Consider the following 12,770-nt stretch of genomic DNA (forward strand, 5'->3'; position numbering starts at 1 on the left):
CACGTCGACGCACCCTCGGCGCTCGATCTGGGGCGACGCGACTGTCGGAAGTGACGTGTCCGAGAAGTAGTCCCACCAGGATTCGAACCTGGGTCGAAGCCCCCAGAAGGCTTCAGGATTGGCCGCTACCCCATGGGACTGCGTCGTCGACGCCGTTCGTCGACCGCGTATCCTCCCGTAGCCCGTGGCTCCATATGAGTGTTGCGAAGTCCCTTCCTCCCGGATCGCGGCGTTCGACGGTCACGGCCGGTGCGGCGCCGTCCGCCGCGCGCCTCATCGCTCGGTCACGTCCTCGTCCGTCCCGCCGCCTCCCGGACGCCGAACGCCACCGACCAGCGCGGCGCGATTCAGCGACGGCACTCCGACGAGCGCGACCGGCACGGTCGCGAGCGCGAAGGCGGCGATTCCGGCGAGGCCGACGGGACTCGCGACGAGTTCTCCGAGAACAGGGTCCGTGGTCGCGGTGTAGACCAGCAGGGTTCCGGCGGCGGCGTTGAACACGCCGTGGAACAGCCCTGCGGCGAAGACCGAGCGAGCCCGCACGACGAAGTACGTGTACAGCGGCGAGAACGCGACCGTGGCGGCCGTCATCACCGCGACGCCGACCAGCGGGAACGACGGGTAGTTGTAGCCGTCGAGGACGATCGGCGCGTGCCAGACTCCCCACAGGACGCTGATCAGGCCGCTCGCCCGCCAGAACCCCAGCGGCGCGAGCTCCCACAGGAGGTAGCCACGCCAGCCGAACTCCTCGCCGAGCGCGAAGAGCGCGTTGACGGTCACGCCGGTCCCGACCGTCAGGGCCACGAGCGCGAGGACGCCGAGGGCACCCGACGGGAGCGGGATTCCCGGAACGGGATCCGCGGTCCCGTCGAAACCGATCCCGGGCACCGCGAGCGCGATCCCGAGTGCCACCGCGACGAGAACGAGGACGGCCACCACGGCGGCAGCGTGCCAGCGGGTTCGACCGATTCGGACGCCGACCTCCCGTATCGACACCTCCGTCGTGAACACCGTCACCGCGGCGGCGACCGCGGGGGTGAACATATACGCCGGTGCCAGCGCCACCATCCGGACGTTCGCCAGGCGAGCGACGGCGACGAACCCGAGAGCGAACAGGAGAAGCGTCCCGAAAAAGCGGACCAGTCGAGCGGAATCGACGTCACCGTCCCGGTCGGTGCTCCTCGCGGACGGCTGCTCGGCCGATTCGGTGTTCGATCGCGTCCCTTTGCGACCTTCGGCTGCGTCGCGGGCGTCGTTTGCGGGGACCATTTCGGGCGACCCATCGTAATGTAGAAAAAAGAACGTTTCCACGCTCTCGACGCCGACGAAAGCCACTCCGGGACGGGTGAGCGACGGATCGGTCGGTCGACGATCGAATCCGCCGTCGACGGAATCCACCGAGACGCCTCTCCTCGCCCGTGCACAATCCACTACCTATTTATTCCGCTCTTGGCCACGTTCGCGTATGTACATCGGACGGTTCGTCATCGTCGCGCCCGACTTCGGCGCGTACCGCGTCTCCTCCCGCTCGTTCCCCAACCGGCAGATCGTCGACCGCGACGGGACGTTGACCGTCGCGCCGACGCCCGACGCGCCCGAGAACGACAACCCGTACGTCTCCTACAACTGCGTCCGCGAGGGGGGCGACGCCGTCGTCGTCGGCAACGGCTCCCACGTCGATCCGATCGCGGAGAAACTCGACCTCGGGTACCCCGCTCGCGACGCGCTCGCGTCGGCGCTCCTCGCGCTCGACTACGAGAAGGACGACTACGACACCCCGCGCGTCGCGGGCGTCGTCGGCGAGGAATCGTACGTCGGCATCGTCCGCCGGGACGCCCTGCTCGTCGAGGCCGTCGACGAACCCACTCTCGTCGCCACTTACGAGGCGGACGCGCCGACGCCGATCGACTTCGCCGGCGACGCGTCTGCCGACCCCGCCGACCTAGCTCGGCGCGCGTACGACCTCGACTACGAACACGCCGTCTGCGCCGCGGGCGTCACGTACGACGCCGGCGGCGTCGACGTCGGGTTCTACAACGGGGAGTAGTCTCGGATCTGCCGCGCGCCGCTTCGGGACGGTGACTTTTGTCCCTCAGACGCCTACGTCCCGGTATGCAGGTCGCCGTCCTCTCCGACATCCACGCGAACAAGGTCGCGCTCGACGCCGTTCTCGACGATCTCGCCGGTGACGCTGGAACGGATCCGGACGCGATGGTCTGCGCGGGCGACGTCGTCGGCTACAACCCCTGGCCCGCGGAGTGCGTCGCCGCCGTCCGCGAACGGGGGATTCCGACGGTGATGGGCAATCACGACCGCGCGGTCGCTTCGGACACGACGTTCCGGTTCAACTCGATGGCGGCCGCGGGCGTCGAACACGCTCGGGAGGCCCTCGACGACGACGCGGTCGAATGGCTCGCCGACCTCCCCGACAGCCGGACCGTCCTCGACGGCCGGCTGAAACTGGTCCACGGCCATCCCGACGATCCCGACCGCTACACCTACCCTGACGAGTTCTCGGCGTCGATGCTCGACGACGAGGACGTCCTCGTGACCGGTCACACGCACGTCCAGGGGCACCGCGTCTTCGAGGAGGGGGTCGTGATGAACCCCGGCAGCGTCGGTCAGCCGCGCGACAGCGATCCCCGGGCGGCGTACGCGCTGGTCGATCTGGACGATCTCGCGGTGGAGGAGCGACGCGTCGAGTACGATGTCGACACCGTCGTCGACGCGGTTCGGGAGGCCGGCCTCCCCGACCGGATCGGACAGCGGCTCTACGACGGCCGGTGAGCCGCCGGGACGCCGGGTGCGTGACCGTCAACTCCGTCCCGCGCTCAGAACTCGTCCTGGACGATTTCGAGCGTCTCCTCGCGGTCGTCCCACGCGACGAAGATGGCCACCGACGTCGCGGAGGTGATGACGTCGTGGATGTTGATGCCCGCCTCCGAGATCGGCTGGACGATGTCGAGGATGACGCCGGGTCGGTTCGGCAGTTCCCCGCCCGTGACGCGGATGACCGCGACGTCGTCGTCGACGGTGACCGAGGAGAGCGTCTGGTCGTCGACGACCTTCTCGTGCAGCAGGTTCTCGGCCTCCTCGGCGCGGTCCTCGTTCACGTAGAACGTCACCGAGTCCATCCCCGAGGCGACGGCGTCGATGTTGATCTCCGCCTCGCGAAGCGCCTGCGAGAGGTCCGCGAGGATGCCGGGACTGTTGCGGATCGAGCGCCCGGCGACGGTGATGCACGCCAGCGAGTCCTCCTGCATGTCGATGAGGTTCTCGAACTCGCCCTCGATGAGCGTCCCGCCGGTGAGCAGGTCCCCGTGCTGGTAGTGGACGACGCGGACGTCGAGGTCGTCGTCCTTGTACGAGAGCGCCGAGGGCGCGACCACCTCCGCGCCGCGGAACGAGAGGTTCCGGAGTTCGTCGACGGTGATCCGCCCGACGTTGCGTGCGCCCTCGACGACCCGCGGATCGCCCGTCATCACGCCCTCGACGTCGGTGACGATGACGACCTCGTCGGCGTTCATGTACCGGCCGAGCATCACGGCCGTCGTGTCCGACCCGCCGCGGCCGAGCGTCGTGATCTCGCCGTCGAGGTTCTGTGCGAGGAAGCCGGTGATCACCGGGACGACGCCGTCGAGGTCGGCGGCGAGCGCGGCGGCGCGCTGTTTCGTCTCCTCGACGTCGACCTCGCCGAGGTCGTTCGCGATGATCGGCCAGTCCTCACCGCCGGGTTCGACGAACATCGCGTCGACGCCGCGGGCGGCGAGCGCGGCCTTGAGCATCCGGACGCTCGTCCGCTCGCCCATCGAGACGATCTCCGCGCGGTCGCGGTCCTCGGCCTCGAACTCGATCTCTTCTAAGAGTTCGTCGGTCGTGTTCCCCATCGCGCTCGCGACGACGGCGATCTCGTGGCCCTCCTCGACGGCCGCGGCGATGGAGTCGGCGGCGCGGTTGATTCGGTCGCCGCTGCCCAGCGACGTTCCCCCGAACTTCGCGACTACGCGCACGGTCGGCCCTCCTGTCGGCGAACGAGACGGAACTGCGAGTGGTGCTCTGACATAGGCGGACTTTGCGGGGGGGAGTGTAAAATCTTGTCTCCCGGCCCAACCGTTGCCGAATTTTCGCGCTGACCGACGCCGGTTCCGTCCTCCGGGTTTGCGCGGTGTCCCGACGGCGCGGTGTCCCGATGGCTCGCTGTCATCGTGCGGGTCCCGACGACACGCTGTCAGTACGCAGGCCGCGACGATCCACGCGGAATCCGGCGTCAGTTTAACCACCGCTCGGTCGAAGAGGTACCTATGGACGTCAACGTCCGCGACGCCGTCGAGGCGGACGCCGAGACCCTCGGAGCGATCGTCGACCTCCCCGCGGACGCGCTGCGGAACGTCGTCCACGACCGGACGGTCCGACTCGCGGTCGAACCGGCGTCGGAGCCGGGGCCGAACGCGGACGTCGAACCCGACGCGGACGAGGCTCCGGGCACGGCAGACGAGTCCGTGCTCGGCTTCGTCGCGTTCGACGTCCGCGAGGGGACGGTGCACGTGACGCAACTCGCCGGCGACGCCGACGCGGCCGAGCGACTGCTCGCCGAACCCGTCCGATTCGCGGTCAGCGAGGGATTCGACGTCTCGTTCGTCGTGCCGGATTCGGACGCCGACGCGGCGGCGGCCGCGCGGGCGGCCGGGTTCGAGGCCGTCGGGTCGGGGCCGCGTTTCGACGGCGAGGCGACGACCCGCTATCGCTTCCGCCCGGACGGCGACTGACCGATCCGTCTCGACGTCGGAGCGCTAGGCGAACTTTCGGACGGTCATGTCGAGCGTGTCGAGGTCGAGGATCGGCGCGTAGCCGACGTCGGGGTCGATGTTGACGGACTTCTGGAAGTCGGTCTGGGCCTGCCAGCACCCCGAATTGACCGCCAGGACGTCGTGGTACTTCCCCCAGCCGAGCTTGTGGACGTGTCCGGTGTGGAAGACGTCCGGGACCTCCTCCATCACGAGGTAGTCCTTCTCCTCGGGCGCGAGGCGCGTCTTCCCGCCGAACTGCGGCGCGACGTGGCGCTTCTTCAGGAGCTGATACATCGCCTTGTGCGGGTCGTCGTAGCTGGCCTTCTCCTCTGGCAACTCGGCGATGACCTCGTCGAGCGAGACGCCGTGGTACATCAGCACCTTCACGCCCTCGACGGTCACGAGCGACGGGTTGCCCGTGATGCGGGCGTCGTGTGCCGACATGATATCCCTGAGGTTCTCGTCGAACCCGGGCTGGGGCTCGGCGAGGCGGACCGCGTCGTGGTTGCCCGGGATCATCAGGATCTCCATATCGCCGGGGACGTCCTTGAGGTGCTCGGAGAACCGCTCGTACTGCTCGTAGATGTCGACGATGTCGAGTTCCTCGTCCTGGTCCGGGTAGACGCCGACGCCCTCGACCATGTCGCCCGCGATGAGGAGGTACTCCACGCGCTCGGCCTCCTCGGTGTGGAGCCAGTCGGCGAAGCGGGTCCAGGCGTCGGCCTCGAACTCCTGGCTGCCGACGTGGATGTCCGAGACCAGCGCCGCCTGCACGTGTCTGTCGGCGGTGTTCGGCGAGTACGTCCGCGGCACGTCCGGGAAGTGCATCGAGTCGACGAACATGATCCCCGCGTCGTCCGAGAGGGTCCCCTCGACGGCGATGCACTCGTCGAGCAGCAGTTCGTCGACGAGTTCGGCGAACTCCCGGTCTTTCATCACCAGACACGGGAACGTGCCGGTCGTGTCCTCCAACTCCACGAGCCAGTGGCCGCTCTTCGTCGATCGGATGTCGTTGACGAGGCCGACCATCGCCGCGTCCGTCCCGCCGCTCATCGACTGGATCGCCGTCGCCGGCCGGTGGTTCACCCGCCCGCGGAGCTGTTTCGAGAGCTTCTCGTAGCGGTCTCTGAACACTTTCACGAAGTCGCCGTACTCGCCGGTGCCGGTGCTCTGACCGGTCACGTCGCCGGCGACTTCCAGCGACCGGAGCGAGGGGTCGACGGTCCGCGACGCGGCGGGTGCGGCGTCCCCCGGTGACGTTCCGCCGCCGGACGCAGCGCCCGCAGTTTCCTCTGGAACGTTTCCGCTCCCACTACCCGCCTCTGTCTTCCGGTATCCACGCTCGTCTCCAGTGGAAACGGAGGGGTCTTGTGAACCGGAACCACTCTCTCCGACGTCGGCTGGGGCATCGCCTCTCCCCGGGTTCGTGGTCTCGTCTCTCCTCGGAGTCGAGGCATCTCTTTCTCCCCGGTTCGGAGCATCACCTCCCACCGCCGAGACGTCGTCTTCTATCGTCTCTGCGCCGTTCTCCATCGTCGAGACGTCGTCCGCTCTCGTCTCGGCGTCACGTGCATCCGACGACGGACGTGCGTCCCCGAGGGCGTCTCGGACGTCGTCGGCCGTGATCCGGAGGGCGGCGTCGTCGACGTGCTCGACCACCCGTTCGAGCGTCCGTCCCGGTCGCTCGGTACTCGCGATGAGCGTCACGGCCGCCTGCTCGGCGTTGTAGCCCCGCGCCGCGAGCTCCCGAACGATGCGAACCGGCGTCTCCAGAGGCACACCGACCGAACGGGGTAGCGGAAGAAAAGCGTACTGACCGAGTCCGGGGTCGCCGCTTCGGTGGGCGCGGCCCAGAAGGTTGAAACGCGGCGGCGAAGAACTCCGGGTAGATGACGGACGAAAAGGGGAACCCGAACGCGCCCGACCGTCCGGACCCGGCTCGGCGCGACGACGGACCGTCGGGCGAGACGGCGACGGACCCCGGCGACGGATCGGATCCGGTCGACGACGGATCGGATCGGGACGGGTCGGGACCGACTGACCGCTCCGGCGTCGCCGACGGTGAAGAGACGGCCCGGATCCCGCCCGGCGTCGCCGACTCCCGCCGCAGGTCCGACGGTCGCCCCCGACCGCAGCCCGGAAGCCGGGCCGCCGACCGCGACGCGGGTCTTCTGACGCGCTTTCGGACGGCACAGAGCGGGCCGCTGCTCTTCATCCGCGAGACGCTCTACAGCGCGCTCGCCGTCGCCGCCGTCGGCTTCCTCCTCTTCGCGATCAGCGGCGTCTGGCCCCCGATGGTCGCCGTCGAGAGCGGGAGTATGGAGCCGGAGATGTCCCGCGGCGACCTGATCTTCGTGACCGAGCCCCACCGGTTCACGCCGGAGTACGCCTACGGCGACACGGGCGTCGTGACGGTCGACATCGGAAGCGAGGAGGGCTACCGGAGCTTCGGCGGCAACGGCTCCGTGGTGATCTACGACCCCCCCGACCGCGCCGGCTCGCCGATCATCCACCGGGCGCACTTCTACGTCGAGGAGGGCGAGAACTGGTACGACCGGGCGAACCCCGACTATATGAACGCGAACGACTGCAGTCAGCTCTCGAACTGCCCCGCTCCGCACGACGGGTTCATCACGAAGGGCGACGCGAACGCGCGGTACGATCAGGCGAGCAACATCGCCGGCCCGGTTCGCTCCGAGTGGATCCGCGGGACCGCCCGGATCCGGATTCCCTACCTGGGGTACGTCCGGCTCAAGCTGGCCGGAGCGATCGCGGCCTGAACCGCGCGTCGTCGCTCCGTTCGCGCCCGTCGGGCTATTCGAGTTCGTCGACCGCTTCGGCGGCCTCCCTCGCGGCCGCGAGGTGCGCCTTCGCCTGCCGCGGATCGCCCGTCTCCTCCGCGAGTCGCGCGTGGCGGGTCAGCGCCCGCAGTAACGCCTCCCGCGCCGTCCGTTCGCTCGCGGCCGGCGGTTCGTCGTCCGTCGCGCTCGAAGACCCGACGGCGTCGGCCGACGGCCTGCGCGGCGTTACACCGCTGTCGGCCGATCGATCGTCCATCGCCCCCGGCTTCGGGCTGACGCCGACCCCCGCGTCCGTCGCCGTCTCCGGTCCCGACTCCCGCGTCTGCTGCGGAGAGGCGGCGGAGCCTCCCGCGGTCGCCGCGGCGTCGACGTCGGCCGCATCGGGCTCCGGCGTCGAATCCGGCGCCACCGTCCCGTTCGTCGACGGACGATCGGCGGTGTCGGCGTCCGCCCGCGGTGCGGGTTCTGCGGACGACCCGTCGGCGTCGGCCGGCGACGACTCCGCCGTCTCGCCTCCCGACGCCGCCTCCCCGCCGGTGACGCGCTGACAGCTCGGACAGAACTCCTGGCCCTGGTAGCGGAAGATCGGCGATCCGCACTCGCCGCAGTGCCGGTTGGTCATCGTCGCGCCCTTCAACAGCAGTTCGCTCATCTGCTGGGTCTCCTTGCGGCGCTCCTCGTCCTTCTCGTACTTTTCGCGCAGTCGCTCTCGCTCCGCTTCCTCGTCGAAGTCGCTCACACGTGGCCCGAACGCGACGTAGCTCGAAAAGTCCTCCGGGCCGGCAGAGGGTACTGTTTAGTTAGAAGTGAAACCGGCGAGATCGCTGGTGAAGACTTCGGAAGCCCCCGCGCTCTCGACTCGATGGGCTCGCTGTGGTCCTCGGCACTCGCGGGGCTCGTGCCTGCGGTCCTTGCATCGCCCGTCTTCGCCGAGAGCGCGGCCCCTTCCATTCCCACCCGAGCGCGGTTTTACGGCTGCAATCGCGTAACTAAACACGACCCGGCAGAGGGCACGGGCTCGCCCCCGCCCGCGACAGCGGGCCCGCCCGGGAAACGGGCCGATCGGACCGCCTACAGCAGCGTCCCGGCGTACAGGTACAGTCCCGCGAGCGCGACCTCGAAGACGAGCGTGCCCAGCGCCGACAGCGCGAGGAACTGCCGGTCGTCCATCTCGGCGAAGCCGGCCGGAACGGTGAGCATCCCCCGGGTGAACAGCAGCGCGTTGCTCACGGGGACGACGACCGGCCCCCACCGCTCGAACCAGCCGTCGAACCGATCGAGTTTGGACTCGTCGATCCGGAACCACGACTTCGCGAGGAGGTACTCGCGGCCGCCGCGCTGGGCCACCTTGAACAGCGCGTACTGCCCGACCGTCGCCCCGAGGACGGCGACCGCGAGGATCGGAACGAGCGAGTCGCCGCCGAGAAGCAAGAGCGACCCGGGGACGATGAGTTCGCTCGGCATGAAATACATCAGCATCGCGCCCTCGAGGACGAAGACGCCGAAGAGCGCGACGTAGGCCCACTCGGACTCCAAGAGCGCCAGTAGGCGGGGGGGCATCGCGTCGAGCTGGAGGGCGACCGCGAGCGACTGCATCGTCTCTCTATATTTCCGAGCGGCACAAACCCGTTTCGCTCCGGGTGTCGCTTCCGGCACGGGTCCCAAACCGCGTTCGGTCCGACGCGCGGTCCGATGCGATTTTTTCCACCGGTCACGAAGCGTCGGCTATGGACCTCACCGACCGTCCGCGACGGCTGCGGCGCGACGGCATCAGACTGCTCGTCAGCGAGACGCATCTGGACGCGCGGGACCTCGTCGCGCCGGTCTTCGTCGACGCGACGACCGACGAGCGCGTCCCGATCGAATCGATGCCGAACCAGGAGCGCGTCCCCGTCGACGACGCGGTCGAACGCGTCGAGGAGGTGTGCGAGACGGGCGTCGAGGCGGTGATGGTGTTCGGCATCCCCGAATCGAAAGACGAGCGCGGGACGCGCGCCTGGGCCGAGGACGGCGTCGTCCAGGAGGCCGTCCGGCGGATCACCGCCGAGACGGACGCGTACGTGATCACCGACGTCTGCCTCTGTGAGTACACCAGCCACGGCCACTGCGGCGTGCTCGAAGCCGACGCGGAGTCCGATCCCACCCTCACGGTCCGGAACGATCCGACGCTGGATCTGCTGGCGAAGACGGCCGTCTCTCACGCCGAGGCGGGCGCGGATATGGTCGCACCGAGTTCGATGACCGACGGGATGGTGGGCGCGATCCGGGAGGGACTCGACGAGGCGGGCCACGCGTCGGTGCCGATCATGTCCTACGCCGCGAAGTACGAGAGCGCCTTCTACGGGCCCTTCCGCGACGCGGCCGACGGCGCGCCGGCGTTCGGCAACCGGCGACACTACCAGATGGACCCCGCGAACGCCCGGGAGGCGCTCCGCGAAGTCTCTCTCGACGTCGAACAGGGCGCGGACGTGCTGATGGTCAAACCCGCGCTCGCGTACCTCGACGTCGTGCGCGCGGTCCGCGAGTCCTTCGACCGTCCGGTGGCCGCCTACAACGTCTCCGGCGAGTACGCGATGGTGCACGCGGCCGCCGAGAAGGGGTGGCTCGACCTCGAAGCGGCGGCGTACGAATCCCTGCTCGCGATGAAGCGCGCGGGCGCGGACCTGATCGTCACGTACTTCGCCGAGGACCTCGCCGACCGACTCTGATACTGGTTACTCTCACTTCGTACCGCCGAGCGCCGGCAACGGGGGTGACGCTCGCCGATACGAGACGAGAGCAATCAGTATGAGGGCGCCGAGCAGCCGCCCGATATCGCTGCCGCCCCGAGTGCGCACTCGCTGAAACGGACGTTTTGGCAGGATTTGCCTGAACGTACGTCCACCGAATTCGGGTACAACTGCTGATATCTGCTCGTTCCACCACCTTATACACATTATATTATTACCAAAATCACACGAACGTCTGGATAGGCATAGGTATTTTAGACATATTCAACTCCAAACTTTATATACTACCTTTGCTTGAGGATCTCCCGTGATACAAACCACGAACCACAGCGGATTTGGAGCACCACTGGACGAACGTTCGAAGTTAGGGGTAGAAGTATGGTAACGCCGTTACAGGTCGATCCGACCGCCGTCGCGAACGGGATCAACAACGTGTGGGTCCTGACGGTCACGTTCCTGATCTTCTTCATGCAGCCGGGCTTCGCGCTGCTGGAGTCGGGGCAGGTCCGCGCGAAGAACGTCGGGAACGTGCTGATGAAGAACATGAGCGACTGGTTCCTCGGGACGCTCGTCTACTTCGTCGTCGGCGCGGGCGTCGTCGGCGTCGTCGGGGGGCTCACCTCCGGCGGCGGGATCGCCGGCGCGTTCGCACACATCAGCGATCCGAACGCGTGGATCGGCTGGCTCTTCGGCGCGGTGTTCGCGATGACGGCCGCGACGATCGTCTCCGGGGCCGTCGCCGAGCGGATGAACTTCGACGCGTACGTGCTGTTCACGATCGTGATGACGGCGATCATCTACCCCGTCGTCGTCGGCTTCACGTGGGGCGGCGGCCTGCTCTCCGCCGGCGGCTTCATCGGGAGCGCGCTCGGCGCGGGCTACCTCGACTTCGCCGGGGCGACCGTGGTCCACATGTGCGGCGGGATCGCCGGCCTCGTCGCGGCCAAACTCGTCGGAGCCCGCAAGGGCCGCTACGACGCCAACGGCAACAGCCAGCCCATCCCGGGCCACTCGATGCTGCTCGCCGTCCTGGGAACGTTCATCCTGGCGTTCGGCTGGTACGGCTTCAACGTCGGCACGCAGGCGACGATCCTGGCCGTCGGCGACGACGGGACGCTCACGTTCATGGGCGCCGCGCTCGGTCGCGTCGCGCTCGTGACGACGCTCGGAATGAGCGCCGGCGGGGCGATGGCGATGCTCACCTCCGCGCGCTACCAGGGCAAGCCGGACCCGCTCTGGACCGCTAACGGGCTGCTGGCCGGACTCGTCGCCGTCACCGGTGCGGTCCCGCACGTCACCTGGTGGGGCGGGGCGATCCTGGGCGGCCTCGGCGGCTTCCTGGTCCTCCCCGCGTTCCGCTTCACCGTCGACACGCTGAAGGTCGACGACGTCTGCGGCGTCTTCGCCGTCCACGGCGTCGCCGGCGCGGTCGGCACGGCGCTGATCCCGATCTTCGCGGTCGGCGGCTTCGCGGTCAACCAGTTCGCGCTGCAGGTCGTCGGCGTCCTCGTCATCGCGCTGTGGACGATCGTCGCGTCGGCGATCGTCCTGTACGTGCTCGACGCGGCCGTCGGCCTCCGCGTGACCGAGAAAGAGGAGACCGAGGGCCTCGACGAGGGCGAACACGGCGTCTCGGTCTACCCCGAGTTCGTGCCGAACGAGCGCCGCGAGAGCACCGTCGCCACCGACGGCGGCGACCTCCGCACCGACGGTGGTGCGGACCTCGACGACTCCGCCGCCGGAACCACGGAGGTGACTTCCGATGAGTGAGTCCGCAGACACGGAGATCAAGATGGTGGTGGCGTACATCCGCCCCGACAAACTCGGCGACGTGAAGCAGTCGCTCGCGGAGGCGGGGGCGCCGTCGCTGACGGTGACGAACGTCTCTGGGCGCGGCTCTCAACCGGCGAAGAAGGGCCAGTGGCGCGGCGAGGAGTACACGGTCGACCTCCACCAGAAGGTGAAGATCGAGTGCGTCGTCGCCGACATCCCCGCGGGGGACGTCGTCGACGCGATTCAAGAGGGCGCGAACACCGGCGAACCCGGCGACGGAAAGATATTCGTCCTCCCCGTCGAGTCGGCCCACCAGATCCGCACCGGAACGACCGGCCCCGACGCGGTGTAGCTGCCGGCTGACGACGCCCCTTTGCGGCCGCGCGGATCTCTTCTGCGATCCTCGTCCGCGACGGATACGTTCCCCGCTCCGCCTGCCGGGCCGCTCTTTGGTCCCCCAGTCGCTCGCTGTTGGCCGCCGTTTCCCCTCTGTTCTCTTCGGTATCCACTCACCGTCGGCCTCCCCGTGTTGCCGAGCGCGCGCGGCCACTGCGCGCTGCGTTCGCCCGGTATCATCAAATAACCAATACTATGTCCGTCGAGAAGTCCGGCAACATTTGTCCGCCTTCTTTCGGACTTACGCCCTTATATTCCTTTAATTCCATAGTAATTTTGACAGA

The 12,770-nt window shown here is 68.4% G+C and carries 12 protein-coding genes and 1 tRNA gene; 7 read left to right on the forward strand and 6 right to left on the reverse strand.

Features of this window, described 5'->3' with window-relative positions; all coding sequences use genetic code 11:
* Positions 1–67: 67 nt before the first annotated feature.
* Positions 68–140 (reverse strand) — tRNA-Gln (locus DV707_RS00510).
* 133 nt (positions 141–273) lie between these two features.
* Complete coding sequence (locus DV707_RS00515) at positions 274–1,269, reverse strand: CPBP family intramembrane glutamic endopeptidase (RefSeq protein ID WP_103991117.1); 996 nt, start codon at positions 1,267–1,269, stop codon at positions 274–276.
* 196 nt (positions 1,270–1,465) lie between these two features.
* Between DV707_RS00515 and DV707_RS00520 the strand changes: the two genes are divergently transcribed.
* Together DV707_RS00520 and DV707_RS00525 are read left to right on the forward strand one after the other, a co-directional pair.
* Positions 1,466–2,047 (forward strand): IMP cyclohydrolase, encoded by a 582-nt coding sequence (locus DV707_RS00520; protein ID WP_103991116.1) that lies wholly within the window; start codon positions 1,466–1,468, stop codon positions 2,045–2,047.
* 65 nt (positions 2,048–2,112) lie between these two features.
* Positions 2,113–2,787 (forward strand): metallophosphoesterase family protein, encoded by a 675-nt coding sequence (locus DV707_RS00525; protein ID WP_103991115.1) that lies wholly within the window; start codon positions 2,113–2,115, stop codon positions 2,785–2,787.
* 44 nt (positions 2,788–2,831) lie between these two features.
* On the opposite strand, the gene DV707_RS00530 is transcribed toward DV707_RS00525, so the two are convergent.
* A complete protein-coding gene (locus DV707_RS00530) occupies positions 2,832–4,010 on the reverse strand; it encodes an aspartate kinase (protein WP_103991114.1) in 1,179 nt (392 codons plus the stop codon).
* A 291-nt stretch (positions 4,011–4,301) separates the two neighbouring features.
* Here DV707_RS00530 and DV707_RS00535 point away from each other — a divergent pair, with 291 nt between their 5' ends.
* A complete protein-coding gene (locus tag DV707_RS00535) occupies positions 4,302–4,766 on the forward strand; it encodes a hypothetical protein (RefSeq protein WP_103991113.1) in 465 nt (154 codons plus the stop codon).
* A 24-nt stretch (positions 4,767–4,790) separates the two neighbouring features.
* Here DV707_RS00535 and DV707_RS00540 read toward each other — a convergent pair whose 3' ends face one another.
* Entirely contained in the window at positions 4,791–6,566 is a 1,776-nt protein-coding gene (locus tag DV707_RS00540) for a DNA-directed DNA polymerase II small subunit (protein WP_103991112.1), read from the reverse strand.
* A gap of 110 nt (positions 6,567–6,676) precedes the next feature.
* On the opposite strand from DV707_RS00540, the gene DV707_RS00545 reads away from it, so the two are divergent.
* Positions 6,677–7,567 (forward strand): S24/S26 family peptidase, encoded by an 891-nt coding sequence (locus DV707_RS00545; RefSeq protein WP_394337396.1) that lies wholly within the window; start codon positions 6,677–6,679, stop codon positions 7,565–7,567.
* Positions 7,568–7,601: 34 nt separating this feature from the next.
* Here the strand turns inward: DV707_RS00545 and DV707_RS00550 are convergent, their stop codons facing one another.
* Positions 7,602–8,327: an Sjogren's syndrome/scleroderma autoantigen 1 family protein gene (locus tag DV707_RS00550; protein WP_103991111.1), complete on the reverse strand. Its 726-nt coding sequence runs from the start codon at positions 8,325–8,327 to the stop codon at positions 7,602–7,604.
* 332 nt (positions 8,328–8,659) lie between these two features.
* Complete coding sequence (locus DV707_RS00560) at positions 8,660–9,184, reverse strand: DedA family protein (protein WP_103991109.1); 525 nt, start codon at positions 9,182–9,184, stop codon at positions 8,660–8,662.
* 131 nt (positions 9,185–9,315) lie between these two features.
* Here DV707_RS00560 and hemB point away from each other — a divergent pair, with 131 nt between their 5' ends.
* The 3 genes from hemB (at position 9,316) to DV707_RS00575 (ending at position 12,442) form a co-directional block, all read left to right on the forward strand.
* A complete protein-coding gene (gene hemB, locus DV707_RS00565; RefSeq protein WP_103991108.1) occupies positions 9,316–10,296 on the forward strand; it encodes a porphobilinogen synthase in 981 nt (326 codons plus the stop codon).
* A gap of 399 nt (positions 10,297–10,695) precedes the next feature.
* Complete coding sequence (locus DV707_RS00570; protein ID WP_103991107.1) at positions 10,696–12,087, forward strand: ammonium transporter; 1,392 nt, start codon at positions 10,696–10,698, stop codon at positions 12,085–12,087.
* On the forward strand, positions 12,080–12,442 hold the full coding sequence (locus tag DV707_RS00575) for a P-II family nitrogen regulator (RefSeq protein WP_103991106.1): 363 nt from the start codon (positions 12,080–12,082) through the stop codon (positions 12,440–12,442). Before DV707_RS00570 ends, DV707_RS00575 begins: the two co-directional genes overlap by 8 nt.
* Positions 12,443–12,770: the final 328 nt, after the last annotated feature.

The sequence above is a fragment of the Halobellus limi genome (assembly GCF_004799685.1).
Classification (GTDB): domain Archaea; phylum Halobacteriota; class Halobacteria; order Halobacteriales; family Haloferacaceae; genus Haloquadratum; species Haloquadratum limi.